This window comes from Thiohalobacter sp. COW1, assembly GCF_016629505.1.
GTDB classification, from domain to species: Bacteria; Pseudomonadota; Gammaproteobacteria; order Thiohalobacterales; family Thiohalobacteraceae; genus Thiohalobacter; species Thiohalobacter thiocyanaticus_A.
Map to the genome: position 1 here is coordinate 2,917,730 of NZ_AP024239.1, position 25,999 is coordinate 2,943,728.

The 25,999-nt window shown below is 66.3% G+C and carries 25 protein-coding genes; 14 read left to right on the top strand and 11 right to left on the bottom strand.

The features are described from left to right. Positions 1-85: 85 nt before the first annotated feature. From COW1_RS13805 to ggt, 6 genes are all read left to right on the top strand, one after another. Positions 86-724 carry a lamin tail domain-containing protein gene (locus tag COW1_RS13805; RefSeq protein ID WP_157745718.1) on the top strand — a complete coding sequence of 213 codons (639 nt, stop codon included), beginning with the start codon at positions 86-88 and terminating at the stop codon, positions 722-724. 261 nt (positions 725-985) lie between these two features. Beyond that, positions 986-1,588: a 16S rRNA (guanine(966)-N(2))-methyltransferase RsmD gene (rsmD, locus tag COW1_RS13810; protein WP_096367395.1), complete on the top strand. Its 603-nt coding sequence runs from the start codon at positions 986-988 to the stop codon at positions 1,586-1,588. A gap of 7 nt (positions 1,589-1,595) precedes the next feature. Continuing rightward, the gene (gene coaD / locus COW1_RS13815) at positions 1,596-2,075 is read left to right on the top strand and encodes a pantetheine-phosphate adenylyltransferase (protein ID WP_096367394.1); all 480 of its coding nucleotides are present in this window, start codon (positions 1,596-1,598) and stop codon (positions 2,073-2,075) included. A 61-nt stretch (positions 2,076-2,136) separates the two neighbouring features. Beyond that, complete coding sequence (locus tag COW1_RS13820; protein ID WP_096367647.1) at positions 2,137-2,391, top strand: YfhL family 4Fe-4S dicluster ferredoxin; 255 nt, start codon at positions 2,137-2,139, stop codon at positions 2,389-2,391. A gap of 346 nt (positions 2,392-2,737) precedes the next feature. Further along, positions 2,738-3,451: a VPLPA-CTERM sorting domain-containing protein gene (locus COW1_RS13825; RefSeq protein ID WP_096367393.1), complete on the top strand. Its 714-nt coding sequence runs from the start codon at positions 2,738-2,740 to the stop codon at positions 3,449-3,451. 110 nt (positions 3,452-3,561) lie between these two features. After that, on the top strand, positions 3,562-5,292 hold the full coding sequence (gene ggt / locus COW1_RS13830; RefSeq protein WP_201344518.1) for a gamma-glutamyltransferase: 1,731 nt from the start codon (positions 3,562-3,564) through the stop codon (positions 5,290-5,292). 14 nt (positions 5,293-5,306) lie between these two features. Here ggt and mutM read toward each other — a convergent pair whose 3' ends face one another. After that, a complete protein-coding gene (gene mutM / locus COW1_RS13835) occupies positions 5,307-6,122 on the bottom strand; it encodes a bifunctional DNA-formamidopyrimidine glycosylase/DNA-(apurinic or apyrimidinic site) lyase (RefSeq protein ID WP_096367391.1) in 816 nt (271 codons plus the stop codon). Positions 6,123-6,219: 97 nt separating this feature from the next. Here mutM and COW1_RS13840 point away from each other — a divergent pair, with 97 nt between their 5' ends. Then, complete coding sequence (locus COW1_RS13840) at positions 6,220-7,626, top strand: dihydrolipoyl dehydrogenase (protein WP_201344519.1); 1,407 nt, start codon at positions 6,220-6,222, stop codon at positions 7,624-7,626. Between the two features lie 198 nt (positions 7,627-7,824). Here the strand turns inward: COW1_RS13840 and COW1_RS13845 are convergent, their stop codons facing one another. From COW1_RS13845 to COW1_RS13860, 4 genes are read right to left on the bottom strand one after another with little or no spacing between them, the layout of a single operon-like run. Then, complete coding sequence (locus tag COW1_RS13845) at positions 7,825-8,682, bottom strand: DUF4340 domain-containing protein (protein ID WP_201344520.1); 858 nt, start codon at positions 8,680-8,682, stop codon at positions 7,825-7,827. Beyond that, entirely contained in the window at positions 8,682-10,055 is a 1,374-nt protein-coding gene (locus tag COW1_RS13850) for a GldG family protein (RefSeq protein WP_201344521.1), read from the bottom strand. The genes COW1_RS13845 and COW1_RS13850 overlap by 1 nt, the downstream gene beginning before the upstream one ends. 10 nt (positions 10,056-10,065) lie before the next feature. After that, positions 10,066-10,818 carry an ABC transporter permease subunit gene (locus tag COW1_RS13855; protein WP_172844312.1) on the bottom strand — a complete coding sequence of 251 codons (753 nt, stop codon included), beginning with the start codon at positions 10,816-10,818 and terminating at the stop codon, positions 10,066-10,068. Continuing rightward, positions 10,818-11,759, bottom strand: a complete 942-nt coding sequence (locus COW1_RS13860) for an ABC transporter ATP-binding protein (protein WP_096367386.1) — start codon at positions 11,757-11,759, stop codon at positions 10,818-10,820. The genes COW1_RS13855 and COW1_RS13860 overlap by 1 nt, the downstream gene beginning before the upstream one ends. Positions 11,760-11,871: 112 nt before the next feature. Between COW1_RS13860 and COW1_RS13865 the strand changes: the two genes are divergently transcribed. Next, complete coding sequence (locus COW1_RS13865; protein WP_201344522.1) at positions 11,872-13,842, top strand: hydantoinase/oxoprolinase family protein; 1,971 nt, start codon at positions 11,872-11,874, stop codon at positions 13,840-13,842. 115 nt (positions 13,843-13,957) lie between these two features. On the opposite strand, the gene COW1_RS13870 is transcribed toward COW1_RS13865, so the two are convergent. Then, positions 13,958-15,172, bottom strand: a complete 1,215-nt coding sequence (locus COW1_RS13870; RefSeq protein WP_201344523.1) for an EAL and HDOD domain-containing protein — start codon at positions 15,170-15,172, stop codon at positions 13,958-13,960. Positions 15,173-15,351: 179 nt separating this feature from the next. Between COW1_RS13870 and COW1_RS13875 the strand changes: the two genes are divergently transcribed. Beyond that, positions 15,352-16,542 carry a fatty acid desaturase gene (locus COW1_RS13875; RefSeq protein ID WP_172844337.1) on the top strand — a complete coding sequence of 397 codons (1,191 nt, stop codon included), beginning with the start codon at positions 15,352-15,354 and terminating at the stop codon, positions 16,540-16,542. 105 nt (positions 16,543-16,647) lie between these two features. Here the strand turns inward: COW1_RS13875 and rpmG are convergent, their stop codons facing one another. The 3 genes from rpmG to radC form a co-directional block, all read right to left on the bottom strand. After that, entirely contained in the window at positions 16,648-16,815 is a 168-nt protein-coding gene (rpmG, locus tag COW1_RS13880) for a 50S ribosomal protein L33 (protein ID WP_096367382.1), read from the bottom strand. Positions 16,816-16,825: 10 nt separating this feature from the next. Further along, a complete protein-coding gene (gene rpmB / locus COW1_RS13885; protein ID WP_096367381.1) occupies positions 16,826-17,062 on the bottom strand; it encodes a 50S ribosomal protein L28 in 237 nt (78 codons plus the stop codon). 137 nt (positions 17,063-17,199) lie between these two features. Further along, positions 17,200-17,874, bottom strand: a complete 675-nt coding sequence (gene radC, locus COW1_RS13890) for a DNA repair protein RadC (RefSeq protein WP_201344524.1) — start codon at positions 17,872-17,874, stop codon at positions 17,200-17,202. Between the two features lie 118 nt (positions 17,875-17,992). Here radC and coaBC point away from each other — a divergent pair, with 118 nt between their 5' ends. The 4 genes from coaBC to argB all read left to right on the top strand — a co-directional run bounded on the left by coaBC (position 17,993) and on the right by argB (position 23,390). Next, on the top strand, positions 17,993-19,249 hold the full coding sequence (gene coaBC, locus COW1_RS13895) for a bifunctional phosphopantothenoylcysteine decarboxylase/phosphopantothenate--cysteine ligase CoaBC (RefSeq protein WP_096367379.1): 1,257 nt from the start codon (positions 17,993-17,995) through the stop codon (positions 19,247-19,249). Beyond that, on the top strand, positions 19,215-19,673 hold the full coding sequence (gene dut / locus COW1_RS13900; RefSeq protein ID WP_096367378.1) for a dUTP diphosphatase: 459 nt from the start codon (positions 19,215-19,217) through the stop codon (positions 19,671-19,673). Before coaBC ends, dut begins: the two co-directional genes overlap by 35 nt. A 42-nt stretch (positions 19,674-19,715) precedes the next feature. Beyond that, a complete protein-coding gene (locus tag COW1_RS17200) occupies positions 19,716-22,295 on the top strand; it encodes a phosphomannomutase/phosphoglucomutase (protein WP_304941083.1) in 2,580 nt (859 codons plus the stop codon). Between the two features lie 255 nt (positions 22,296-22,550). Then, positions 22,551-23,390: an acetylglutamate kinase gene (gene argB, locus COW1_RS13910; RefSeq protein ID WP_096367645.1), complete on the top strand. Its 840-nt coding sequence runs from the start codon at positions 22,551-22,553 to the stop codon at positions 23,388-23,390. 125 nt (positions 23,391-23,515) lie between these two features. Here argB and COW1_RS13915 read toward each other — a convergent pair whose 3' ends face one another. Then, on the bottom strand, positions 23,516-24,196 hold the full coding sequence (locus tag COW1_RS13915; RefSeq protein WP_096367377.1) for a DUF4124 domain-containing protein: 681 nt from the start codon (positions 24,194-24,196) through the stop codon (positions 23,516-23,518). Positions 24,197-24,338: 142 nt separating this feature from the next. On the opposite strand from COW1_RS13915, the gene COW1_RS13920 reads away from it, so the two are divergent. Continuing rightward, complete coding sequence (locus tag COW1_RS13920) at positions 24,339-25,094, top strand: sulfite exporter TauE/SafE family protein (RefSeq protein ID WP_369801273.1); 756 nt, start codon at positions 24,339-24,341, stop codon at positions 25,092-25,094. A 257-nt stretch (positions 25,095-25,351) separates the two neighbouring features. On the opposite strand, the gene pyrE is transcribed toward COW1_RS13920, so the two are convergent. Beyond that, positions 25,352-25,993 (bottom strand): orotate phosphoribosyltransferase, encoded by a 642-nt coding sequence (pyrE, locus tag COW1_RS13925; RefSeq protein ID WP_096367375.1) that lies wholly within the window; start codon positions 25,991-25,993, stop codon positions 25,352-25,354. Between the last annotated feature and the right edge of the window lie 6 nt (positions 25,994-25,999).

Consider the following 25,999-nt stretch of genomic DNA (forward strand, 5'->3'; position numbering starts at 1 on the left):
TCGAGCCCTATAATCCCGTATTTCCGGCTCCACGGACGGGGCCGGTAACAAGCATAAATACACTTTGCAGGATGGAGGAAATGCCATGGACGGCAGAAAATCTTACCGGCGTGCCCTGCACGCCTCTTTGTTCTTCGCGGGTATCGCAACAACCCCGGCCCACTCGGCACTACTGCTCTCCGAAGTGCTCTACGATGCCTCCGGCGGCGACGCCGGCAAGGTATTCGTCGAACTGTACGGCCCGGCCGGACTGGACCTGTCCGGTTACGAACTGCGCGGTATCAACGGCAGCGGCGGCGATACCTACAAGACGGTCGCGCTCAGCGGCCTGATTCCCCCCGACGGCGTGTTCGTGATCGCCGATGAGGACAGCGGCGGCACCGCGGTGCCCGGCGCCGACCTGCTCGCCGACGTGGACCTGCAGAACGGGCCGGATTCGCTCGAGTTGTGGGATGGCAGCAGGGTGATCGATGCCCTGGGTTACGGCGATTTCACCAGCGCCGTGTTTGCCGGTCAGGGCGATCCGGCCCCCGACGTTTCCGCCGGCCAGAGCCTGGCACGGGTGGGCGTGACCGGCAGCAACCTGGCCGATTTCGCAGTGCTGGACGTCCCCACGCCCGGGACCACGGCCATCAGCGCCGTACCGGTCCCGGCGGCGGTCTGGCTCATGGGGTCGGGGCTGGCACTGCTGGGCACCCGGCTGCGCCGCCACGAGACCGCCTGACTGCTGCGTCCGCATTGACCCCGTCCCCGGGCGCCCGGATGATGTTCCGCTTCCAGGCGTGGGGACTGGGGCAGGCAAGGCCACGGACTTGATGCCGGATGTCGGCCGCAGGGACGCGGCCGCCAAGCCTGCAGGGATGCCTCCCGGGCGTTCCGGCATCAAGTCCGTGGCCTTGCCGGTTTCCGCGACGGTCGAGCCTCCGCGGTCGGATCTGCGGCCGGTCCCGTCACCCTTCGATATTTCATCAGCTATGGGGAAGTCATGGCCGGGCGAAACCAGTTGCGGATCATCGGGGGCGACTGGCGTGGACGGCGGCTGAAGGTCGTCGACCAGTCCGGTCTGCGTCCCACGCCCGACCGGGTGCGCGAGACCCTGTTCAACTGGCTGGCCCCGGTCATTGCCGGCAGTCGCTGCCTGGACCTGTTCGCCGGCAGCGGCGCCCTGGGCCTGGAAGCCGCCTCGCGCGGCGCGGCCGGGGTGACCCTGGTGGAGAAGGCCGGCGCCGCGGCCCGCCAGCTGCGCGACAACATTGCGCTGCTCCAGGCCGGGGATCGGCTGGAACTGGTGCAGACCGACGCGCTGCGGTTTCTGGGCCGGGCACCGGCCGAACCCTATGACGTGGTGTTCCTGGACCCGCCCTTCGGCCAGGGTTGGCTGCAGCGCTGCCTGCCCGGGCTGGCCCAGCCGGGCTGGCTGGCGCCCGGGGCATACGTCTATATGGAAGCCGAGCAGGACCTGGACAGCGCTGCACTGCAGGCCCTGCTGCCGGCGGGCTGGCAACTCATACGCAGCAGGAAATCCGGGGAGGTCGGTTATCACCTGGCCCGGGCGGATGGTTTGCAGCCGGCCCCGCAGGCGTCATAATCCGCCCATGAATGTCACAGCGGTCTATCCCGGCACCTTCGATCCCATCACCCACGGCCATACCGATATTGTCGAGCGTGCCGCGCGCCTGTTCGACCGGGTGATCCTGGCCATCGCCGCCAGTCCTGCCAAGCAACCGGCCTTCGATCTGGCCCGGCGCGAGGCGCTGGCCGGCGAGGTGCTGGCGCATCTCCCCAATGTCGAGGTGTGCAGCTTCGACGGCCTGCTGGTGGAATTCGTACGCCGCCGCGGCGCTCAGGTGATTCTGCGCGGCCTGCGCGCGGTGTCGGATTTCGAGTACGAGTTCCAGCTCGCCGGCATGAACCGGCATCTGGCCGGCGAGATCGAGACCCTGTTCCTGACGCCGGCCGAGCAGTATGCCTATGTCTCCTCCAGCCTGGTGCGGGAAGTGGCCGCCCTGGGCGGCGATATCTCGCCTTTTGTCCACGAAAAAGTTGTGGCTGCACTGAAGGCGCGGCTCGGTTAATATCGCTTTCATCTGATATACCCCCGCGCGCCCGGCGCGGCAGTCCTGAATGGAGGCGGTCATGTCCCTGCTGATCACCGATGAATGCATCAACTGCGATGTCTGTGAGCCCGAGTGCCCGAACGGCGCCATCTACCAGGGCGATGAGATCTACGAAATCAACCCCGATCTGTGCACCGAGTGCGTCGGCCACTACGAGGTTTCCCAGTGCGTCGAGGTCTGCCCGGTCGACTGCATCCTGGTCGATCCGGACAACAAGGAGACTCGGGAGCAGCTGCTGGCCAAGTACGAGAAGATCACCAGCGAATCGGCCTGATCCCAGGCCGTTTCCACCCACTTACCGACGAAATCCTTAACACCGGGCCTTCTGCCCGGTGTTTTGTATGCAACCCACTATATTTTTTGAATAATTATTTCCGGCTTATCCGTTCTCCGTCGCACGAACATGTCGGAAAAGTTTGCAAGTCCGGGTAGTGCTATCTCTGACGTAACGCATAACCCACTGTGTTTCAAGATAAAACATTGCCGGGAATAAATATTGCTTGAAAGTCAATGTAAAAATTGCATCCGCAATCAACAACTCGGATGCCAGATGCGCGCAATAATGACAACAGCGCCAACGAACAAGAACAACAGCAGGCTTGCCTGGAGGAGAAAAACCCATGGAGTATCAAAATAGTAGGGATATGCTGTGGTCGTGCAGCGGCTTGTCGGACTGGGCTCGCCGTTTCCTCGGCGGACTTGCGGCGGTAGCTGCATTCGCATTCGCCGGGCCAGTATCGGCGGTCAGCCTGGACTTCATGTGCATCACCGGTAACGACTCGGGCGATTGCGCTATCGGTGAAAGCCAGCTGACCGTGGATGTCACTGATCCGGGTGGAAACCAGGTTAATTTCCGTTTCAATAATTCCGGGTCGGCTGATTCAGCTATCACCGAAGTCTATTTCGATGATGGCGAACTGCTTGGTATAGCCGACGTGAGTCACAGTGCGGGTGATTCATGGACAGCGGGTGATGCAAGTCCTCCGGATTTGCCGGGTGGTGATTCGATTACCCCGAAGTTTGAAGTGACAGGGTATTTCAAGGCTGAGTCTGATCCGCCGCCTCCCAAGAAGGGGGTCAACCCGGGTGAATGGCTGGATGTCGTGTTCGATCTCAAGACCGGCAAAACCTTCAACGACATAATTGCTGATTTGATTTCAGGCGATCTGCGTGTGGGCATGCATGTCATAGCCTTTGACAGCGGCGGCAGTGAGAGTTTTGTCAACGACCCGGATCAGGTGATTCCGCCTTCTGCTATCCCGGTGCCGGCGGCAGTATGGCTGTTCGGTTCCGGCCTGCTGGGCTTGGTCGGGATTGCGCGGCGTCGGTACTAAACGACAGTAACAGTTTATCCTGACACACAGGGCGGCCGAATGGCCGCCTTGTTTTTTTCTGTATTCGCCTTATCGTGACTAATCTCATGTTCGCGACCAGGTAAGATCCCATGTTCCAGCGACTCCGCTACTGCCTGTCTCTATTGCAGTCTCTGCCCGTGCTGGCATTGAGCTTATTGGTGGTGGGCGTCCCCGTGCAGGTGGCCTCCGCTGCCGAGCGTCCCGGCGCCACCGCGATTGCCTCCGCGCATCCGCATGCCACCGAGGCCGGTTTCGAGATCCTGGCCGCGGGCGGGAACGCCTTCGACGCCGCCGTGGCGGTCAGCGCTGCGCTGGCGGTGGTCGAGCCCTACGGTTCCGGCATCGGTGGCGGCGGTTTCTGGCTGCTGCATGTCGCGACTGAGAACCGTGATGTCATGATCGACGGCCGGGAACGGGCGCCGCTGGCCGCGCACCGGGATATGTATCTCGACGACGCAGGTAATCTGATCCCCGGTGCCTCCATGAACGGACCGCTGGCGGCCGGGATCCCGGGCGAGCCGGCGGCGCTGGTGCACCTGGCGGAGCAATACGGTCGCCTGCCGCTGGCCCGGAGTCTGGCGCCGGCGATCCGGCTGGCGCGCGCGGGCTTCGAGGTGGAGGCCCATTACCGCCGCATGGCGGCATTCCGCCGGGATGTTCTGCGGGAGTCCGCCGATGCGGCACGCATCTTTCTGCGCGAGGGCGAGGTGCCCGCCGAGGGTGTGGTGATCCGTCAGCCTGAGTTGGCAGATACGCTGCAGGCTCTGGCCGAACAGGGGCGGGGTGGTTTCTATGCCGGCGCGATCGCGGACCGGCTGGTCACGGGCGTGCGGGCGGCCGGCGGCATCTGGACGCAGCGGGATCTGGATGAATATGAAGTCATCGAGCGCGAGCCTGTGCGCGGCGAGTACCACGGTATGCGCATCACCAGCGCCGCACCGCCGTCCTCGGGCGGCATCGCCCTGGTGACCATGCTCAACATCCTCGAAGGCTACGGGCTGCAGGACCTGTGCGAGGTCGAACGCACGCATCTTATAGTCGAGGCCATGCGCCGCGCCTACCGCGATCGCGCGGTGTATCTGGGCGATACCGATTACGTCGAGGTGCCGGTGGCGATGCTCACCAGCCCGCATTATGCCGCCGGCCTGCGCAACGGCATCCGCCGCGACCAGGCCACGCCGAGTGCCTCGCTGCCGGGACCGGAGGCCTTCGGCGGCGGCAATCACACCACCCACTTCTCCATCCTGGACCGGGAGGGCAACCGGGTCGCGGCCACACTCAGCATCAACTATCCCTTCGGCGCGGGCTTCGTGGTGCCGGGCACCGGCGTGCTGCTCAACGACGAAATGGACGACTTCTCCGCCAAGCCGGGCGTGCCCAACGCCTACGGCCTGGTCGGCACCGAGGCCAATGCCATCGCCCCCGGCAAGCGCATGCTGTCCAGCATGTCGCCGACCTTCGTCGAGACCGATGACCGCGTCGCTATCCTGGGCACGCCCGGCGGGAGCCGCATCATCACCATGGTGCTGCACGGTATTCTGGGTTTTGCCGCGGACAAGCCGGTGCAGGATTGGGTCAGCGAGCCGCGCTTCCATCACCAGTATCTGCCGGATGTGATCCAGTTCGAGCCGGAGGCATTTGGTGCTGAAATGCAGCAGCAGCTGAAGGCCATGGGGCACGAATTGAAGCCGCTGGACAGCAGCTACGGCAACATGCAGGCGATTCAGTGGAATCGTGCTACCGGCGAAGTGCGGGCCGCGAGTGATCCACGGGGAATCGGGGAGGCCCTGATTGAACATGTAGGTCGGGTTAGCCCGTGAGGGCGTAACCCGACCTACCTCTGGCAATGGGGGCAGTAATAGCTGGAGCGCTGGCCGATGCGTTTCAACCGTATCGCCTCGCCGCAGACCGGGCAGGGCCGGCCTGCGCGCTCATAGACCCGCAGTGACTGGCGGAAATAACCGGGCCGGCCGTCGCTGCCGGTGAAATCCCGCAGCGTCGTGCCGCCGACCCGGATGGATTGTTCCAGCACCGCCTTGATGGCAGCTGCCAGTTGTTCATAGCGCTGGCGGCTGATGCGGCCGGCCGCGCGGGCCGGATGGATACCGGCCAGAAACAGCGCCTCGTTGGCGTAGATGTTGCCCACCCCCACCACCACATGGCTGTCCATGATGAAGCTCTTCACCGCCGCCCGGCGGCCGCGTGACAGCGCATGGAGATACTCCCCGTTGAATTCATCGGACAGGGGCTCGGGCCCGAGTTCGCGCAGCAGCTTGTGCGACTCCGGCGCCCGGGTGGTCCAGAGCAGGGCGCCGAAGCGGCGCGGGTCGGTCAGGCGCAGGCACTGGCCGTCGTCCAGTTCCAGATCCAGGTGGTCGTGTTTGTCCGGGGGTGTCGCCGTGGGCAGGATGCGCAGCGCGCCCGACATGCCCAGGTGCAGGATCAGGCTGCCGGTATCGAGTTCGATGAGCAGGTATTTGGCGCGGCGGCGCACGCCGTGGATGCGCTGGCCCGCTACGGTGGTCTCCAGGCCGCGCGGCACCGGCCAGCGCAGGCGGCGTTCGCGGACCGCCAGCCGGACGATGCGCCGGCCGGTCAGGTGCGGTTCGATCCCACGCCGTGTGGTCTCGACTTCGGGTAATTCAGGCATGGGATCGCGGGATTTCGTCAGTATCGGTCGGGAGCGTTAGAATACCAGCCTGACACGACGCGACAATATCAATGCAAGCAGTCACAAGGGCCAAGCCATGACCAGACAAGTAGATGTTGCCATCCTCGGCGCCGGCAGCGCCGGCCTGTACGCCGTCGGCCAGGTGCGCAAGGCCACCGACAACTGGGTGCTGATCGACGGCGGCGAGCTGGGCACGACCTGCGCCCGGGTCGGCTGCATGCCGTCCAAGGTCGCCATCCAGATCGGCGAGGACATGCACCGGCGCAACATCTTCGAGCGCGAGGGCATCGAGGGCGGCGAGCAGCTGATCCTGAATCAGGAGGACGCCATGGAGCATGTCCAGGACCTGCGTGACGTGTTCGTCGACAAGGTGCTCTCCACCAGCACCGACGAGATGAGCGAGGAGGAGTTCATCGAGGGCAATGCCCGTTTCATCGAACCGAATGTGCTGGAGGTCAATGGCCAGCGCATCGAAGCGAACAAGATCATTATCGCCACCGGCTCGACCCCGCTGGTGCCCGGCGCCTGGGAACCCTTCCGCGACCGCATCCTGACCACCGACGAGTTCTTCGAGCAGGAGTCCCTGCCGGCGTCGGTCGCCGTGATCGGCCTGGGCGTGATCGGCCTGGAGTTGGGCCAGGCCCTGCACCGCTTCGGGGTGGATGTCACCGGCATCGATATGGCCGAGACCATCGGCGGGCTGGAGGATCCGGTCGCCCGGGATGCCGCCATCGAGCTGATCGGCAAGGAGTTCCCCCTGTGGTTGGGGCAGGCCGCCGAGGTGAGCGAAGCCGGTGAAGGCAGGCTGAAGGTGACGGCCGGCGACAACGAGGTGGTGGTCGACAAGCTGCTGGTGTGCATGGGCCGGGTGCCGAATGTGAAGACCCTCAACCTCGAGGCGCTGGGGGTCGAACTGGACGCCAAGGGTGTGCCGGCGTTCGACCCGCATACCATGCAGGTCGGCGACCTGCCGGTGTTCATCGCCGGCGACGTGACCGGCGAGCGGCCCATCCTGCACGAGGCCGGCGACGAGGGCCGCATCGCCGGCTTCAACGCGGTGCAGGACACGCCCGTGGCCTTCGAACGCAAGACGCCGCTGTCCATCACCTTCTGCGACCCCAACATCGTCATGGTCGGCCGGGGCTGGGGCGAACTGGATGAGGACGCCATCGCCGTTGGCGAGGTGAAGATGGGGCTGCTGGGCCGGGCCATCATCATGGGCCGCAACCGCGGCGTGCTGCGTGTATACGCCGATAAGAACGATGGCCGCATCCTGGGCGCGACCTTCGTCGCCGCCCTGGCCGAGCACCTGGGGCACCTGCTGTGCTGGGCCATCAGCCAGCACCTGACCGTGTTCGATCTGCTCAGTCTGCCCTTCTATCATCCCACCATGGAGGAGGGGCTGCAGGCGGCGTTGTATGATCTCAAGGGAAAATTCGACGAGGAGCTTGATCACCCGATCGAGCTGAAACCGCTGAAATAGCTGCTCAATCTTATTGCCAGTCGTCAGGCGATCCTGTCATTGCGAGCGCAGCGCGGCAATCTCGTGCTGCAGATGCAACTGTTTCGAGATTGCCGCGGCGCTATGCGCCTCGCAATGACAGGGTATGGTGAAGCTTCCGCTGCAGAACATGTGACGGCAAGCTATGCCGGGCTTTGCCTTGTTCAGGTCGGCCTACGGTTAGGGAGCGGGGTTTGCGTCCTTGCCGGCATCTAGCTCCAGCAACCGTCCCGCCTGCTGCGTGCCCAGATGATAGGCCAGTCCCGGCTTCTCTCTCACCAGCACGAAGTCCGCCTCGCTGCGGCGGATGCCGTAACGTATCCGTTCGCCGTCGGCGAATGTGAGTTCGACTTCGCCCTGCAGCGGTCCGCCCTTGTCCTCGCCCACCCATAACGCCTGCGTGGTGCGCCAGGTGTCGACCAGTCGCTGCAGCCGGTCGGCGGAGATATCCGGGCGGTCGGGCTTGACGGCCCAGCCCCCGGTGTCGGTGCGTGCCAGGGTGAATTCCGGCAGCGCCAGCCGTTGCAGTTCGGTGCCCGCCGGCACCAGCCGGCGACTGACCAGGTCGCTGGCCCCGGCGCCGAGCAGGTTCAGCACCCGGTCCTCGATCAGGTGGACCGTGTCGCCGTACTGCACGTAGCGCAGGTCCTGCAGCGGCTCGGTTCCGCCCAGGCGCAGTTCGGCATCGTCGTAATGCAGCACCAGCCGCGGCGGATCCAGGCCGATGTCGGCGGGATCGATTTCCGCCAGCGGGTACTGGCGCTGCGAGGGCTGGTTCAGCAGATTGAGAAGGATCTTCGCCTGGAATGCATCGGCGGGCAGATCCGGCTCCCGCAGCTGCCAGCCGCCATCATGGCGCACCAGTTCGATCCGGCCGCGGTCATTGTCGATCCGGATGGACTGGACCTGCGCCGGGTCGAGCCGGGTCAGGGACGTGCTGTCCGCCGTCTGCGTGCCGGGGCGCAGGTAGACCAGCGCGGCCAGCGCCGCGACCAGCAGCAGCAATACGACATTGACGAGGGAGCGGGGGCCGGGCATCAGCGTTTGCGCCGGCGCAGCCAGACGATGAGGCCGGCGAGCACCAGCAGTGCCGGTAGCACGAACAGGAAGCCGAAGCCGATCACGGCCTGAGCGGTGCGGCCCAGTTCCAGGCTCTGATCCGGTGCCGCGCGCGGGCGGATGGCGATGAAGCTGTCATCGTGGCTGAGCCAGTCGATCAGGTTCAGGCCCAGGTCCAGGTTGGCGACATTGCCGAGAAAGCTGTTGGACAGGAAATCGCCATCGCCGATGACCGCGACCCGCTGGCCCGTTGTGCGACCCTCGCCGGCCTCGCTGTCGGCGTCCAGGCTGCGGGTGAAGGCGTGCGCCAGGTCCAGCGGGCCGGCGCGCTCGTCGCTGCCCGCATCGAAGCCGATGCGGCCTTCCAGCGTACCGAGTTCAGTCCAGGTGTTTTCCATGCTGGAGAGCAGGGGCTCGACGTCCCAGTCGCCGGTGGTGTTGAGCTGCAGTGCCTGAGCGTGCGGGAACAGGGTCATGGCGCGCAGCTCGCGGGTCACGGGATGCGGGGTGTAGGCGGTGACCAGCACCACGTCGGGGCTCTCGATGCCGAACAGCTGGGTGCTGGCATCGACGATCACGCCGGGCAGGAACTCCACGCCGAGGTATTCGGCCACGCTGGCCATGCCGCCGGTCTCGCCGGGGTCGGCCAGCCACAGCAGGTTGCCGCCGCCCTCCAGGTACTCGCGCACCAGTTTCACCTCGCCCGGCAGCAGGTCCAGCTGCGGGCTGGCGATGACCAGTACGCTGAGGTTGTCCGGCACCGCGCGCGTCTCGGCCAGGTTGAGGCTCTGCACCTTGAGCCCCTTGCGCTCAAGCTCGGCCCCGAAGTGCCCCAGGTCGTGATTGGCCTGGCCGTGCGGGTCGCGTTCGCCGTGGCCGGTGAGAAAGCCGATCCAGCGCTCGCCCTGACGCGCCACCCGCAGGATGGCATTGCTGAGGGCCTGCTCGGTGTGTTCCTGCACCCGTTCGCTGCGGCCCTGATAGGCGATGCGCAGCTCACCCTCCATGCTCACCCCCAGTTCGCGCACCCGTTCCGGGGCGCGGTCAGGATTGACGAACTCGGCCTGGATGTCCGGATTGACCCGTTGATAGCGACCGACGAGTTCGCGTACCTGGTCGCGCAGCGGTCCCTGGTCGCGGACGAAGGCGGTGATGGTGAGCGGGCCCTCGAGTTCCGCGAGCAGGCGCTCGCTGTCGGCCGACAGGCTGTTGCGCGCGCCGTAGGTCCAGTCGGTCTGGATGCGGTATTGGGTGCTGAGCCAGCCCAGCAGCCCGACCGCGGCCAGCAGCAGCAGGGTGAACAGATAGCGCTGCAGGCGCAGGTTGCGTTTGGTCTGGCGCGTCACATCCATGCCGGGGCTCCTAGTGCGGCATCCGCCGGGCATCCAGGCGCTGCACGGTCAGCACCAGGAAGGTGAGAATGAATAACAGGTAGTAGACGACGTCGCTGGAATCGAACAATCCCTTGAGCAGCGATTCATAATGGCGCACCAGCGACAGATAGCGGAACAGTTCGCTGACCCCGGCGCCGGAATTACCGGCCCAGTCGATGATCCACAGCAGCAGCAGCAGGCCGAAGCTGCTCACCGCGGCCACGGTGGGCTGATCGGTGAGGCTTGACATGAACAGCCCGGCGGCGGTGAAGGCCGCCAGCAGCAGGGCCAGGCCGAGCAGACCGCTGGCGAGCTTGCCGGTATCGAGTTCGGTGCCGGCCATGAGCGACAGCGGCATCAGGCTGATCATGGCCAGCAGGATGAGAAAGAAACCCAGCAGCCCGAGGTACTTGCCCAGCACGATCTCGGTCATGGATACCGGCGAGGACATGAGCAGGTTGAGGGTGCGGCTGCGGCTTTCCTCGCTGAGCGCCCGCATGGTGATCAGCGGCGCGATCAGCAGCAGGATGACGCCGGTATTGCCCAGCAGCGGCGTGATCACGATGTCGGTCACGCCGGGGGCATTGGGCCGGCCGGCCAGCTGCGGGGCGTAGGTCATGAACAGATCGATCTGGGACAGGAACAGGTAGGCCAGCAGCAGCTGCACCACGCCCAGGATCGACCAGGCCAGGGGCGAGAGAAACAGGGTCTTCAACTCGCGTGCCGCGATGACGCGGATCATCAGGCGGCCTCCTCGGCGGCGTCGCGGCTGGTCAGTTCGACGAAGATCTGCTCCAGGGTGCGGCGTTCGGGGATCAGTTCCTGCAGGCCCCAGCCGGCATTCACGGCCCGTTCGGTCAGGGCCTCGGCCGGGTTGTCGCCGGTGTAGCGCAGCCGGAAGCGGCCCTGACCCAGTTCGGCCACTTCCTCCACGCCCGCGAGCTGCTGCAGCGTCTCGATGGCGGGCGGTTGGCGGAAGGCGACGATGCAGGCCTGTGCCTGCAGATGCGATTCCAGTCCCTGCATGCTGTCGGCGAACACCAGCCGGCCGCGGTGGATGATCTGCACCCGGTTACAGGTGCCCTGCACCTCGGGCAGGATGTGGGTGGAGAGGATGATGCCGTGCGCCTCGCCCAGTTCGCGGATCAGGCCGCGGATTTCGCGGATCTGGATGGGGTCCAGGCCCACGGTGGGCTCGTCCAGGATCACCGCCGCCGGGTTGTGCAGGATGGCCTGGGCGATGCCGACGCGCTGCTGGTAGCCCTTGGACAGATTGGCGATCAGGCGCCGGCGCACCTCGTTCAGTCCGCAGCGGGCGCGGGCCCGGTCCACCGCAGCGGTGACCTCGCGTCCGGGCACGCCGCGCAGGCGGGCGCAGTAGCGCAGGTACTCGTCGACCGTCAGTTCCCGGTACAGCGGCGGCTGCTCCGGCAGATAGCCGAGTTCGCGCTTGGCGCGCCTGGGATGGTCCAGCAGATCCACGCCCCGGACCCGGATGGTGCCGGCACTGGGCGCAAGGGTGCCGGTCAGCATCTGCATGGTGGTGGACTTGCCGGCCCCGTTGGGGCCGAGAAAGCCCAGCACGTCGCCCTTGGCCAGTTCGAAGCTGACATCGTGCACGGCGCGGATGGGGCCGTAGTCACGCTGCAGGTGTTCGGCCTGGATGAGGATTTCGCGGTCCATTTCTTTTACTATCCCCGGCTTGTTGTCTGACCGCCCGGTGCGGGCAGATCCGCAGTGGGGGCGGGGCGGCGCTCCCTGTGTCAGGCGGATATTCGAGGCGTTAATCATACTCATGTCAATACGGGTAGGCATAGACACCGGCGGCACCTTCACCGATTTCGTCGTTCTGCAGGACGGGCGGGTGCGCGTGCACAAGGTGCTGTCCACCCCGGACGCGCCCGAGCGCGCCATCCTGCAGGGCCTGGATGAGCTGGGTCTGGCCGGCGCCTCGGGCATGAGTCTGGTGCACGGTTCGACCGTCGCCACCAACGCAGTGCTCGAAGCCAAGGGGGTGAAGACGGTCTATATCACCAACCGCGGCCTGGGCGATGTGCTGGCCATCGGCCGCCAGGCCCGGGCCGAGCTGTACAACCTGCAGCCCGAACCGGTCGAACCCCCGCTGCCGCCGGAACACTGCCTGGAGACCGGCGGCCGGCGCGATGCCCGGGGCAAAGTCATCACGCCCCTGACCGATGCGGATCTGGCCGAACTGAAGACAGCGATCGAACGCCTGCAGCCGCGTGCCGTGGCCATCAACCTGCTGTTCGCCTTCCTCGACGGCGAGGACGAGCGGCGCATTGCCGCCGCCCTGCCCGCTGACCTGTTCGTGAGTTGTTCCAGCGAGGTGCTGCCCGAGATCCGGGAATACGAACGCGGCATGGCCACCTTTCTCAATGCCCATGTCGGCCCGCTGGTGGAGGGCTACCTGCAGCGGCTGAAGGCCGGTGTGGCCCCGGCGCCGGTGGCGGTGATGCAGAGCGCCGGCGGTCTGGTGGATGCTGACCAGGCCGCCCGTCACGGCGTGCACCTGCTGCTGTCGGGGCCGGCCGGCGGTCTGAGGGGTGCCGGCTTCGTCGGCCGGCTGGCCGGCTGCGAGCGCCTGCTCAGTTTCGACATGGGCGGGACCTCCACCGACGTGGCCCTGATCGAGGGCGAGCCGCGCCTGACCACCGAGGGCCGCATCGGCCGCTACCCGGTGGCCGTGCCCATGGTGGACATGCACACCATCGGTGCCGGCGGCGGCTCCATTGCCCGGGTCGATGCCGGCGGGATGCTCCTGGTGGGGCCGGAATCGGCCGGGGCCGCCCCCGGGCCGGCCTGCTACGGCCGCGGCGGGACCGAACCCACAGTCACCGACGCCAACCTGGTGCTGGGGCGGCTGCGGCCCGAGGCCTTCCTCGACGGTGGCATGCGGCTGGATGCGCAGGCTGCCCGCATGGCCGTGCTGCGGGTGGCCGAACCGCTCGGCCTGACGCCGGAAGCGGCGGCCGCCGGCATCGTCCGGGTCGCCAATGAGCACATGGCCCGGGCGCTGCGGGTGATCTCGGTGCAGCGCGGCCTGGACCCGCGCGACTATGTGCTGACTTCCTTCGGCGGGGCCGGCGGCCTGCATGTGTGCGCCCTGGCCGAGGCGCTGGGCATGCGCCGGGCGCTGGTGCCGGTGCAGGCCGGGGTGCTGTCGGCGCTGGGCATGCTGAGCGCGGCGCCGGCGCGGCAGCTGTCGCGGGCCTGGCCGGCCCGGCTGGAGGATTGCGCAGCCGCCGAGCTCGAGGCGGCACTCAATGAACTGGCAATCCAGGGGGGCGCGGAGTTGGCGGCCGAGGGTCTGGATGCCGGGCGGCTGCAGCGGCGCGCCTCGCTGGATCTGTGTTACGAAGGCCAGTCCTTCGTGCTCACCCTGCCCTGGGAGGGGATTGCCGCCACCGCTGCGGCCTTTCATGCCGCGCACGAGGCCCGCTACGGTCACCGTCTGGCGCGGCCGGTCGCACTGGTCAATCTGCGGCTGGAGGTCGCGGGGCCGGCCCCGGATCTGGTGCTGCCTGAACGTGCGCCGGATGAGGCCGCGCCCGAAGCCCGGGTTGCGATGCCGGGGCTGGAGGCGGAGGTGCCGGTCCATGCCCGCGACGCGCTCGGCGCCGGTCAGTGTCTGGCGGGGCCGGCCCTGATCAGCGAGACCGTGGCCACCACCTGGCTGGCGCCGGGCTGGCGTTGTGAGGTGGATCGCTGGGGCAACCTGCTGCTGACTTTTTCAGCCGGCGCGTAGGATGGGTGGAGGCGCATGCGCCGTAACCCATCGCCTGGCCCGGGTGGAATGATGGGTTGCGCTGCGCTTCACCCATCCTACGTACCGGCCCTGCGCCCCGCGTGTTACGGCCACCTCAGTTCGTGGTCCCCAGCAGCAGCTCGGTGGTCTCGTCGGCCCAGCGGGCCGCTTCCACATAGGCCTCGGTGATGCCGGCCGGCGCCAGTTCACGGAACTGCGCGCTATCCCACTGGGTGCGCTCGTAGGCCAGGACGCAACTCAGAGCCTCGCCAATGGCGCCCTGATGATGCAGCAGGGCGGCCTTGAGGGTATCCGACAGCGGCAGGGCCTCGAGGATCTGGTCCAGCGGCATTCCCAGCAGTGCCTCCAGGGCCGAGAACAGGCCGGCGGTGAAATAGATCTCCGGTTCGGCTTCGCCGGTCTTTTCCGCCAGCAGCTGGCACATCCGGGCCCGCAGCATGGCGATGGTCATCAGGTCGGTGGGTCGGTCTTCCACGCCGCAGAACACCAGCAATGTGGCCCAGGTCTTGATGGTCCGGTTGCCCAGGTAGACCACCGCCTGGCGGATGGAATCCACTTTGCGGGGCAGGGCAAAGAAGGCGGAGTTGATATAGCGCAGCAGCTTGTAGCTCAGGCCCAGGTCCTGGCTGATCAGCGCCTCCAGTTCCTCGGGCGTGACCTGGGGGTCCTGCAGCTGGGCCAGCAGCCGGACCGTGGCCAGGCCGCTGGCGGGCACGGCCTGGCCGGAGATCACCTGGGGGCGCGAGAGGAAGTAGCCCTGGAAATAGTCGAAGCCCAGGTCACGGCATTGCTCGAACTGCTCCAGCGTCTCGATCTTTTCGGCCAGCAGGTGCACGGGATAGCCGCGCAACTGGTCGAGGTGGGCCACCAGTTCCCCGTCCGGGACGGCCATCAGGTCGATCTTGATGATATCGGCATGTTCGATCAGGGGGCGCAGTTTGTCGTGGTAGAGGAAATCGTCCAGGGCCAGGGTGTGTCCCGAGCGGCGCAGTTCGCGCACGGCGCCGATCACGGCCGCATCGGGTTCGATGTCTTCCAGCACTTCCAGCACGATGCGGTCCTTGGGGAAGGGCAGCTGCCATTCCCCGGTGAGGAAGGCGCGGGTCAGGTTGATGAAGGCGCGGTGGCGGCCGACCAGTTTTTCCAGGCCGAACTCCAGGAAGGCATTGTTGATGACATGAGAGGTCGCCCGGTCGCCGTCGGAGAACATGGCCGCATTTTCCAGCCCGCTGCGAAACAGCAGCTCATAGGCATAGACATTGAGGTTGCGGTCGTAGATCGGCTGGCGGCCGATGTAGATGTCCTGCATGTACGCTGTCCTGGGGCGGCACGCCGGGTGCCTCTCTCGGGATCGGTCCGCCCACGGTTGCCGGGATTTGGGGACTGCCGGCGGGTGAATTTGTTTCGGCAAAGCCCTGACAGCCGTGCTAGAGTAGGGTTTACCCTTCTGTAACGTCTGAAAGAGCCATTGACTCCATGTTTGACCCTATGCTCTCCCTGCTTGCTCAGGGGCTTGCTGATCTGCCCTGGTGGGGCCTCGTGCTGGCCGTCCTCGGCCTGACCCATATTACCATTGTCAGCGTCACTGTCTTCCTGCATCGCCATCAGGCCCATCGGGCCCTGGACCTGCATCCGGCGGTGAGCCACTTTTTCCGCTTCTGGTTGTGGCTGACCACCGGCATGGTCACCGCCGAGTGGGTTGCCATCCACCGCAAGCACCACGCCAGGTGCGAGACCGAGGACGATCCTCACAGCCCGAACACGCGCGGCATCGGCACGGTCCTGTGGCGGGGCGCCGAACTGTACCGGGCCGAGGCCGAAAATCCCGAGACCCTGGCCCGGTTCAGCCAGGGTACGCCCGATGACGCCCTGGAGCGGCACCTGTACCGGCGTTTTCCCATGCTCGGCGTCAGCCTGATGCTGCTGATCGACCTGGCGCTGTTCGGTGTCATCGGTCTGACCGTGTGGGCGGTACAGATGCTGTGGATCCCCATCTGGGCGGCGGGCGTGATCAACGGCCTCGGCCACTGGTGGGGTTATCGCAACTTCGAGAGTGCCGATCTGTCGACCAATATCGTGCCGCTGGGCCTGATCATCGGCGGCGAGGAACTGCACAACAACCATCACGCCTTCCCCGGCTCGGCCAAGCTGTCCTCGCGGCGTTGGGAATTCGACATCGGCTGGTTCTATATCCGACTGCTGGAGATCCTGGGCCTGGCCGCGGTCAACAAGACCGCCCCCATGCCCCGCCTGGATCCGGCCAAGCAGGCGCTGGACGTCGACACCGTGCGCGCCGTGGTGCGCAACCGCCTGCACGTCATGTCGGACTATGCCCGTCAGGTCATGCTGCCGGTGCTGCGCGAGGAGTGGCGCAGCGCCGACCGCTCCTGCCGCCGCCTGCTGCGGCGCGCGCGCAAGGTGCTGGTGCGCAACGAGACCCTGCTGGATGCGCGCAGCGAGAGCCTGCTGCAACGGGCGCTCAACGAGCGCCAGCGGCTGCAGGTGGTGTACGAGTTCAAGCGCCGGCTGACCGCGCTGTGGGCCCAGCGTCCGACCAGTCATGAGCAGATGCTGGTTGCGCTGCAGGACTGGTGCGCCCAGGCCGAGGCCACCGGCATCCAGGCCCTGCAGCAGTTCGCCCGGCGCCTGCGCTGCTACAGTCTGCCGCAGCCGGCCTGACCGATGACCTGAGCCGACGGACTCCGGCGGCTCAGGCAGGCGTGACCAACCCAATAAAAAACCCGGCATGGCCGGGTTTTTTATTGGGTCCGGTGATCGGAAGCCTTACTTGATCTTGGCTTCCTTGTAGGTCACGTGCTGGCGCACCACCGGATCGTACTTCTTGAACTCGAGCTTGTTCGGCGTGTTGCGCTTGTTCTTGGTGGTGGTATAGAAGTGACCGGTGCCGGCGCTGGAGACCAGCTTGATCTTTTCGCGGATTGCCTTGGCCATGCTTGCCTCCTCAGACCTGTTCGCCGCGGGCGCGGATTTCGGACAGGACGGTCTCGATGCCCTTCTTGTCGATGATGCGCATGCCCTTGCCGGAGACACGCAGTTTCACCCAGCGCTGCTCGCTCTCCACCCAGAAGCGGTGGGTGTGCAGATTCGGCAGAAAGCGCCGCTTGGTCTTGTTGTTCGCGTGGGAGACGTTGTTGCCCGTGACCGGACGCTTCCCCGTGACCTGGCATACTCTGGACATGGCTAGAACCCTTCAGAAAATCGTTCCATTCGGCTCACACGCCGAGAAGAGCCGCGCATTATGTCAGAACCCGGGCGACGGGGCAAGCATCCCCGATGCCGGTCGCCGGCGCCGGCATGCGGCGGCAACTCATTGATTCATATGAGTCCCCGCTCGGCCAGGGAAACCGTCTCGCCGGTCCCGATCACCAGGTGGTCCAGCACCCGGATCTCGACCAGGGCCAGCGCCTCCTTCAGGCGCCGGGTCAGCTGCTGATCGGCATGACTGGGCTCGGCCACCCCGGAGGGATGGTTGTGGGCCAGGATCACGGCGGCGGCGTTGTGGCCGAGCGCGGCCTTGACCACTTCGCGGGGATGGACGGCGGCGCTGTTCAGGGTGCCGCGGAACAGTTCCTCGCATTCGATCACGGCATGGCGGTTGTCCAGGAACAGGCAGGCGAAGACCTCATGGGGATAATGGCTGAGGCGGGCGTGCAGGTAGCGGCGGGTGTCGTCGGGATTGCTCAGCACGCTGCCGCGCTTGAGCCGGTCCAGATAGTGGCGCCGCGCCATTTCCAGGGCGGCCTGCAACTGGACGTATTTGGCCGGCCCCAGCCCCGGGGCGGTTTGCAGTTCGCGCGGTCCCAGGCTGAGCAGGCCGCGCAGCCCGTCATGGCTGCGGAGCAGTTCCCGGGCCAGGGCCACGGCGTCCTTGCCGGGTATTCCGGTGCGCAGAAAGATGGCCAGCAGTTCGGCATCCGACAGGGCCGCCGCCCCCTGGGACAGCAGTTTTTCGCGCGGCCGCTCCTGCGCCGGCCAGTCCCGGATCGTCATGGTCAACCTCCGTGTCGACAGTCTCAACGGGCGTATCATAGCCGGGGGCATGGGCCGGGACCAGCGGCCTGGCCCCGGCGCGTGGGTGAATGGCGCAACCTCTGATAAACTTCCCGTCATGCAATCCCTTATCGGAAAACGCATCCTGCTCGGGGTGAGCGGCGGCATCGCCGCCTACAAGAGCGCCGAACTGGTGCGCGGCCTGCGCGCGGCCGGGGCCGAGGTGCGGGTGGTGATGACCGCCGGCGCTCAACGCTTCATCACGCCGCTGACCCTGCAGGCCCTGTCGGGGCAGCCGGTGCGCAGCGAACTGTTCGACGCGCATGCCGAGGCCGGCATGGATCACATCGAGCTGGCGCGCTGGGCCGATGCCGTACTGGTGGCCCCGGCCAGCGCCGACCTGCTGGCCCGGCTGGCCCAGGGGCGGGCCGACGACCTGCTCGCCACCCTGTGCCTGGCCAGCCGGGCGCCGCTGCTGCTGGCGCCGGCCATGAACCAGGCCATGTGGGCGCATCCGGCGACCCGGGCCAATGTCAGTCTGCTCGCCGGGCGCGGTGCCCGGCTGCTGGGGCCGGAGGTCGGTGAACAGGCCTGCGGCGAGACCGGCCCGGGCCGGATGCGGGAGCCGCAGGACCTGATCGCCGACCTGGCCGCCGGTTTCGAGACCGGCCGGCTAGCCGGGCTGCGGGTGCTGGTCACGGCCGGTCCGACCCGCGAAGCCATCGACCCGGTGCGTTACGTCAGCAACCGCAGTTCCGGCCGTATGGGCTATGCCGTGGCCGCCGCGGCGCGCGAGGCGGGTGCACGGGTGACCCTGGTCAGCGGGCCGGTGGCACTGGACGGCCCGCCGGGCATCGAACGGGTGATGGTGGAGACCGCGGAGGAGATGCGCGCAGCGGTACGGGCGCAGCTGCCCGGCTGCGACATCTTCATCGGCGCCGCCGCCGTGGCCGACTACCGTCCGGCGCAGGCGGCGGCGCAGAAACTGAAAAAGCGGGATGCGAACCTGTCGCTGGATCTGGTGCGCAATCCGGATATTCTGGCGGAAGTGGCCCAGGGTGAACCGCGGCCCTTCACCGTCGGCTTTGCTGCCGAGACCGGTGATCTGGATGCCAATGCGCGCACCAAACGGATGCAGAAATCGCTGGATCTGATCGCCGCCAACCTGGTGGGCCCGGGGCTGGGCTTCGACGCCGAGGACAATGCCCTGACCCTGTACTGGGAAGGGGGCTCCGAATCACTGCCGCGCCAGTCCAAGCCGCAGCTGGCACGGGAATTGATTGCAATTGTCGCGCAACGGTTTCACGACGCTTCGTCCGATAACACAACAAAGGCAACTCATGCAGAGAAAGGTTCAGCTCAAGGTTCTGGATGAACGTCTGGGACATGAATTTCCCCTTCCCGATTACGCCACCGACGGCGCGGCCGGCATGGACCTGCGCGCCTGCGTGGACGCGGCCCTCACCGTCGCCCCGGGCGAGACCGTGCTGATCCCGACCGGGATCGCCATCCATATGGAGCAGACCGATCTGGCCGCCGTGCTGCTGCCGCGTTCCGGGCTGGGCCACAAGCACGGCATCGTGCTGGGCAACCTGGTCGGACTGATCGATTCGGACTACCAGGGGCAGGTGTTCGTGTCCTGCTGGAACCGCGGGGAGGGCGCTTTTACCATCGAGCCGGGGGATCGGATCGCGCAGATGGTGTTCGTGCCGGTGGTAAGGGCGGAATTCGAGCGGGTCAGCGAGTTCGACGCAAGCGTGCGCGGAGCCGGCGGTTTCGGGCATACGGGCCGGCAATAACGGCTGCTGTACACAGAAAGCTGATATGAGGTTGGGCCGATAATGGGATTCAAGCTGTCCAGGGCCAAGGGGTCCGACAAGCCGGCAAAGAAACGGGGTGGTGACAAGCAGGCCGGCCGGCGCCGCAGCGGCGGACGGATCGGCCTGATGCGGCTGGGACTGTTTGCCGGCCTGCTCGGTGCCGTCATCATCCTTGGCATCAGTGCTTATGTGCGTCATATGGCCGACCTGGAGATCGCGGCCAGTCGGGACCGGGAAGTGGCCATGATGGCCGACAATGTCGCCGATCGTCTGGCCGCTTTTGTCGGCGGACGCGGGGCCGAAATGGATGCGCTGACGCAGGATCCGGCCCTCAGGCATGCCCTGCAGTCCGGGGATGCGGCCGCGCTGCGGGAGCAGGCGGCGCGCATCCGCCAGCTGTTTCCCGCGGCCAGCGGCGTCAATCTGCTGCCGCCCGGCGTCGAGGCGGTTGACCTGGAGGCCAATCCCCCCATCAGCTATGCCGCGCTCGACCTGCTGCGCCAGGCCGAGACCCGCGACACGCCGCCGCCGGCCGAGGTGCATCTGTTCAACAAGCCGGGGCAGCACCTGAACCTGGTGCGACGGGTGCTGGACGACGACGGGCGCCGCATCGTCGGCCATCTCATGCTCGGCTTCCCGGTCCAGACCCTGCATCAGGCGCTGGAGGGCGCGCACCTGGGTCAGGGCTATGGCGAGGTGCAGCAGCAGGTCAACGGCGGCCAGCCCCTGGTGATCGCCGAACAGGGACGGGAGGCCTTCCGGCAGGGCGCGCCCGCAGTGGAGTTGCCGGTGGCGGGCAGCCGGCTGAAGGTCGCCTACTGGGCGCCCCCCGTGGATCCGGGCGCGAGTTGGAACAACGTACTGATGCTGGGCGGCGCAGGCGCCCTGGTGCTGATCCTGGTGTTCTATCTGCTGCTGCGGCTCTATGCCCGGGCCCTGCAACAGGATCAGGTGACCCTGCTGGGCGCACTGCGTGATGCCCGTGAGGGGCGGCTGCAGAACCATTACGATCTGCATGCCCGTGAGAGCGGTCCCCTGCTCGAGGGGCTGCGCTCGCTCGTCGAGTCAGGTGCCCTGCGCGGCAGTGCCGGCATCGAGCGCATGTCGGCAGCCATGGCCAGCAGCACCCCGACCACGGGCGGGATCGAGTTGGAGGAGGAAACACCGCCCGATCTGACCGTGCTCGATGACAGCGCGCTGGGCGCAGCGCCGCTGAAGGTCAGCCGGGTCAATGCCGACCCGAGCATCTTCCGCGCCTACGATATCCGCGGCATCGTCGGCGAAACGCTCAGTCCCGACGTGGTGCATGAACTCGGCCGCGCCATCGGCTCCCAGGCCCTGACCCAGGACGAGAGCAGCATCGTGGTCGGCCGCGACGGCCGCGACTCCAGCCCGGAACTGGCCGAGGCCCTGATCCGCGGCCTGCGTGCCACCGGCATCGACGTCAAGGATATCGGCCAGGCCATCTCGCCGCTGGTCTACTTCGCCACCCATTACCTGGACAGCAATTCCGGTGTGGTCGTCACCGGCAGTCACAATCCGTCCGAATATAACGGCCTCAAGGTGGTCATCGCCGGCCAGACCCTGTCCGGCGAGGCCATCCAGGCCCTGCGTCGGCGGGTCGAACAGCAGGACTATGCCAGCGGGCGGGGTGGCCTGGAGGCGGTCGATGTCGCCGGCGACTACCTGGAACGCATCCGTTCCGATGTGCAGCTGGCCAAGTCGCTCAAGGTGGTGGTCGACTGCGGCAACGGCGCAGCGGGGGCATTCGCGCCCTCGCTGTTCGAGTCGCTCGGCTGCCAGGTCATACCGCTGTACTGCGAAGTCGACGGCAGCTTCCCCAATCATCACCCCGATCCCAGCCGGCCCGAGAACCTCGAGGCCCTGATCCAGGCGGTGCGCGACAACCAGGCCGATCTGGGGCTGGCCTTCGACGGCGACGGCGACCGCCTGGGCGTGGTCGATTCCGCCGGCAACATCATCTGGCCCGACCGGCTGATGATGCTGCTGGGCATGGACGTGCTCAGCCGCAACCCCGGCGGCGAGATCATCTATGACGTCAAGTGCTCGCGGCACCTGGGCAAGATCATCCGTGATTTCGGCGGCGTACCCGAGATGTGGAAGACCGGCCACTCCCTGATCAAGGCGCGCATGAAGGAGACCGGGGCCCTGCTCGCCGGCGAGATGAGCGGCCACATCTTCTTCCAGGAGCGTTGGTACGGCTTCGATGACGCCCTCTACACCGGCGCCCGCCTGCTGGAGGTGCTGGCCAACGACCATCGCGAGACCAGCGGGGTGTTCGCCGTGCTGCCGCAGAGTGTCAGCACGCCCGAGTTGAACCTGTGCATGGAGGAAGGCCGTCCGGCGGCCTTCATGGAACAGCTGCAGGCCAATGCCGGCTTCCCCGACGGCGAGCTCTACACCATTGACGGCCTGCGGGTGGAATTCGCCGACGGCTGGGGGCTGGTGCGCGCCTCCAATACCACGCCCTGCCTGGTGCTGCGCTTCGAGGCCGATGATGAACTGGCGCTGTCGCGCATCCAGGAGCAGTTCCGCAATGCCATGCTGGCGGTCGAGCCGGGGCTGCAACTGCCGTTCTGATCCGCTTGATTGTTTCTGTCATTGCGAGCACAGCGTGGCAATCTCATAATGTAGCGATGTCCGGTTGGAGGTTGCCGTGGCGCCAGCGCCCAGGGAACCCTCGGGGTTCATTATGGGTACCCTACCCTTCGGGTCTGGGCATCGCGATGACGGTTTAACCGGCATTTACTCCACTTCGATTATCATAAGGTCCTGCAGTCAGTGACACTCACCGCCGACAAAGCCCGCAACGTGGCCCGCGTACTCAGCGAGGCCATGCCCTACATCCAGCGTTTCCGCGGCAAGACCGTGGTGATCAAGTATGGCGGCAACGCCATGACCGAGGAGACGCTCAAACAGGGCTTCGCCCGCGACGTGGTGATGATGAAGCTGGTGGGCATCAATCCGGTGGTGGTGCACGGCGGCGGGCCGCAGATCGGCCGGCTGCTGGAGCGCATCGGTAAGGAGTCGCGCTTCGTCCAGGGCATGCGGGTGACCGATGCCGAGACCATGGACGTGGTGGAGATGGTGCTCGGCGGCCTGGTCAACAAGGACATCGTCAATCTCATCAATCAGCACGGCGGGATGGCGGTGGGTCTGACCGGCAAGGACGGCGACCTGATCCGCGCCCGCAAACTGACCCTGGAGCGTGGCCGGGACGATGTGGACGAACCCGAGATCATCGATCTGGGCCATGTCGGCGAGGTCGCCAGCGTGGACGCCTCGGTGGTGAACATGCTGGTCTCGGGCAACTTCATCCCGGTGATCGCCCCCATCGGCGTGGGCGAGGACGGGCATTCCTACAACATCAACGCCGACCTGGTCGCCGGCAAGGTGGCCGAGGTACTCAAGGCCGAGAAGCTGATCCTGCTGACCAACACCGCCGGCCTGCTGGACAAGCAGGAGCGGCTGCTCACCGGCCTGACGGCGCACCAGGTCGACGAACTGATCGCCGACGGCACCATCCACGGCGGCATGCTGCCCAAGATCCGCTGTGCCCTGGATGCGGTCAAGGGCGGCGTGCGCGCCGCCCATATCATCGACGGGCGGGTCGAGCATGCGGTGCTGGTGGAGATCTTCACCGACGAGGGTGTGGGTACCCTGATCCGGGCGTAATACAATGCGCCACGAAATTCACTGAACCCACGAAAATTCCTGCTTGTTCATTGTCCGGCGCGTAGCGCCTTGGCAATGACAATAATGACACCTTTAGTGGGTTTCGTGGATTCAGTGGCTATATTTCACCGCCGCTTCACCGCCTCCTCGGGTGATTTGTCCTGCATGGCCCTGAGTTCGCGGAAGCGGCGGATGTCGGCCTCGAACTGGCGGCGGATAGCCTCCTGTTCGGCCTGCTTGGATTCGATGAAGTCTTCATAGCGCTGGATGCGCTCGCGGTTGCCTGCAATGCGTTCATCCAGGTCCTTCGGTACGGCCCGGCCGGCGCGCTCCAGGTTGGCCGCCCGGCGGGTGTCCTGCTCGATCTCCTGTTCGAGCTTGTCGATCCGGCCCCGGGTGATGCGGATCACGCTGTCGATGGCGGCGATCTTGCCGTCCCGGGTCATGATCATGTCGTCCTCGGTGGTGAAGGTCGACAGCAGCATGCGGTCGTGAGCGCGCTGCCTGGCGGCCTTGCGCTCCTCCTCGCGGCGGATTTCCTCCAGCCGGCGTTCCTCGGCGATCTGCTCGGGCGTCTTGGCCGCCTCCAGGGTGTCCACCTGCACGCCCTGGTCGTTGAGCACCTTGCGCTCCTGCCTGGAGTACTCCGGCGGCACCTTGTCGCCGTAGTGCACATTGCCCTGCTCATCGACCCACTTGTACAGACGCGCGGATTCGGACTGCAGCGGCAGCAGCGCGAGCATCAGGGCAAGCAGGAGCCATCCCGGGATGGAGCGGCCAGTGAGGGTCGGTGTGAATCGCTGCATGATCGTCGACTACCTTGTATGATAATTTGCGCTGGCGGCCGCACACGGCCGTTGTTCCCACTTCGGGCCGCGATTGGAGCAGACTTCATCCTAGTCGCCCGCGTCGCGGCCCGCAATCAGGTTCAAGAGCGCCCCGGTGGAGTTGGCTGACCAGATCATCCTGTTCGTGATCGCCCTGATCGCGAACCTGTTTTCCGCATTTTCCGGCGGCGGCGCCGGCCTGATCCAGCTGCCCGTGCTGATCTTTCTCGGGCTGCCGTTCGCGATCGCGCTGGCCACGCACAAGGTCGCCAGTGTTGCCCTTGGTATCGGCGCCACGATAAGGCACTTGAGAGAGGGCGGGCTGGAGCCGCGTTTCGCCCTGATCATGCTGCTGGCCGGTCTGCCCGGCGTGCTGGTGGGCGCCAACCTGATCCTGCGGGTGGAGGACCGTCTGGCCGAAATCGCTCTCGGTCTGCTCACCATCGGTCTCGGCCTGTATTCCGTGCTGCGCCCCCAACTGGGCCTGCAGCTGGAAGCACGCCACCGCAGCGGCAGCGGCCCGCTGCTGGGCGGTCTGGGCCTGTTCCTGATCGGGGTGCTCAACGGCTCGCTCACCTCGGGCACCGGACTGTTCGTCACCCTGTGGCTGGTGGGCTGGTTCGGACTGGATTACCGCCGTGCGGTGGCGCTGACCCTGGTGCTGGTCGGGGTGTTCTGGAACGGTGCCGGCGCGCTGACCCTGGGCCTGCTCAGCACCATCCACTGGGCCTGGCTGCCGGCCCTGATCCTGGGCTCGCTCATCGGCGGCTACCTGGGCGCGCATCTGTCCATCGTCAAGGGCAACCGCTGGATCAAGCGGGTCTACGAGGTGATCACCATCCTGGTCGGGCTGCAGCTGATCCTGAAAGGAGGATAAGCGGGGTCCGGGCCGCGAAAGCCGCCTCAGAGCCGAATGGCATTTAGTTAGCCGTCATTGCGAGCAAAGCGTGGCAATCTCGTACTTCAGAATCAATCGGCTGGAGATTATTCGCTGCGCTCACCCCTTCGGGGCCGCCCTGCGTACCCAAAGGGCATAAAGGCGTTCTGCGCTCGCAAGCTCGCTTGTGCCACTTCACTTCGTTCCTGGCAATGACGAGCGTTATTTGGCTTTGGCTTAAGTAAGTGCTGTTCGCCTCAGACCCCGTACTCCGCCCGGTAGGCCTCCACCGCGGGCAGGTGTTCCTGCAGCGCGGGCTGGTCGCGCAGGAAGTCGGTGAGTTGGTCCAGGGCGACGATGCTGACCACGGGGATGCCGTATTCGGCCTCGATCTCCTGGATAGCCGAGCGCTCGCCGCGGCCGCGTTCCTGACGGTCGAGCGAGATCAGAATGCCGGCCGGGGTGGCGCCGGCGGCGGCGATGATGTCGAAGGACTCGCGCACGGCGGTGCCGGCGGTGATGACGTCGTCGACGATCAGCACCCGGCCCGCGAGCGGGGCGCCGACCAGGTTGCCGCCCTCGCCGTGGTCCTTGGCCTCCTTGCGGTTGAAACACCAGGGCAGGTCCTGGCCGTGCTGATCGGCCAGGGCGATGGCGGTGGCCGCGGCCAGCGGGATGCCCTTGTAGGCCGGCCCGAACAGCACGTCGAACTCCACCCCCGCCGTGACCGCGGCCTCGGCGTAGAAACGCCCCAGCCGGGCCAGCAGGGCGCCGGTGTTGAACAGCCCGGCATTGAAGAAATAGGGGCTCCTGCGGCCGGATTTGAGGGTGAATTCGCCGAACCTGAGGACCTGGTTGTCGATGGCGAAGCGCAGAAACTCGTGCTGATAGTCGTGCATGGGGTT

Coding starts and splice junctions, on each gene's coding strand:
- COW1_RS13875 (WP_172844337.1), top strand. CDS start 15,352: ATGCTCTCCCTGCTTGCTCAGGGGCTTGCTGATCTGCCCTGGTGGGGC.
- COW1_RS13860 (WP_096367386.1), bottom strand. CDS start 11,759: ATGGACCGCGAAATCCTCATCCAGGCCGAACACCTGCAGCGTGACTAC.
- mutM (WP_096367391.1), bottom strand. CDS start 6,122: ATGCCTGAATTACCCGAAGTCGAGACCACACGGCGTGGGATCGAACCG.
- COW1_RS13825 (WP_096367393.1), top strand. CDS start 2,738: ATGGAGTATCAAAATAGTAGGGATATGCTGTGGTCGTGCAGCGGCTTG.
- COW1_RS13915 (WP_096367377.1), bottom strand. CDS start 24,196: ATGCAGCGATTCACACCGACCCTCACTGGCCGCTCCATCCCGGGATGG.
- COW1_RS13865 (WP_201344522.1), top strand. CDS start 11,872: ATGTCAATACGGGTAGGCATAGACACCGGCGGCACCTTCACCGATTTC.
- COW1_RS13840 (WP_201344519.1), top strand. CDS start 6,220: ATGACCAGACAAGTAGATGTTGCCATCCTCGGCGCCGGCAGCGCCGGC.
- coaD (WP_096367394.1), top strand. CDS start 1,596: ATGAATGTCACAGCGGTCTATCCCGGCACCTTCGATCCCATCACCCAC.
- radC (WP_201344524.1), bottom strand. CDS start 17,874: ATGACGATCCGGGACTGGCCGGCGCAGGAGCGGCCGCGCGAAAAACTG.
- ggt (WP_201344518.1), top strand. CDS start 3,562: ATGTTCCAGCGACTCCGCTACTGCCTGTCTCTATTGCAGTCTCTGCCC.
- pyrE (WP_096367375.1), bottom strand. CDS start 25,993: ATGCACGACTATCAGCACGAGTTTCTGCGCTTCGCCATCGACAACCAG.
- COW1_RS17200 (WP_304941083.1), top strand. CDS start 19,716: ATGGGATTCAAGCTGTCCAGGGCCAAGGGGTCCGACAAGCCGGCAAAG.
- COW1_RS13855 (WP_172844312.1), bottom strand. CDS start 10,818: ATGATCCGCGTCATCGCGGCACGCGAGTTGAAGACCCTGTTTCTCTCG.
- COW1_RS13845 (WP_201344520.1), bottom strand. CDS start 8,682: ATGCCCGGCCCCCGCTCCCTCGTCAATGTCGTATTGCTGCTGCTGGTC.
- argB (WP_096367645.1), top strand. CDS start 22,551: ATGCCCTACATCCAGCGTTTCCGCGGCAAGACCGTGGTGATCAAGTAT.
- COW1_RS13870 (WP_201344523.1), bottom strand. CDS start 15,172: ATGCAGGACATCTACATCGGCCGCCAGCCGATCTACGACCGCAACCTC.
- COW1_RS13850 (WP_201344521.1), bottom strand. CDS start 10,055: ATGGATGTGACGCGCCAGACCAAACGCAACCTGCGCCTGCAGCGCTAT.
- coaBC (WP_096367379.1), top strand. CDS start 17,993: ATGCAATCCCTTATCGGAAAACGCATCCTGCTCGGGGTGAGCGGCGGC.
- COW1_RS13805 (WP_157745718.1), top strand. CDS start 86: ATGGACGGCAGAAAATCTTACCGGCGTGCCCTGCACGCCTCTTTGTTC.
- rpmB (WP_096367381.1), bottom strand. CDS start 17,062: ATGTCCAGAGTATGCCAGGTCACGGGGAAGCGTCCGGTCACGGGCAAC.
- COW1_RS13820 (WP_096367647.1), top strand. CDS start 2,137: ATGTCCCTGCTGATCACCGATGAATGCATCAACTGCGATGTCTGTGAG.
- rpmG (WP_096367382.1), bottom strand. CDS start 16,815: ATGGCCAAGGCAATCCGCGAAAAGATCAAGCTGGTCTCCAGCGCCGGC.
- rsmD (WP_096367395.1), top strand. CDS start 986: ATGGCCGGGCGAAACCAGTTGCGGATCATCGGGGGCGACTGGCGTGGA.
- dut (WP_096367378.1), top strand. CDS start 19,215: ATGCAGAGAAAGGTTCAGCTCAAGGTTCTGGATGAACGTCTGGGACAT.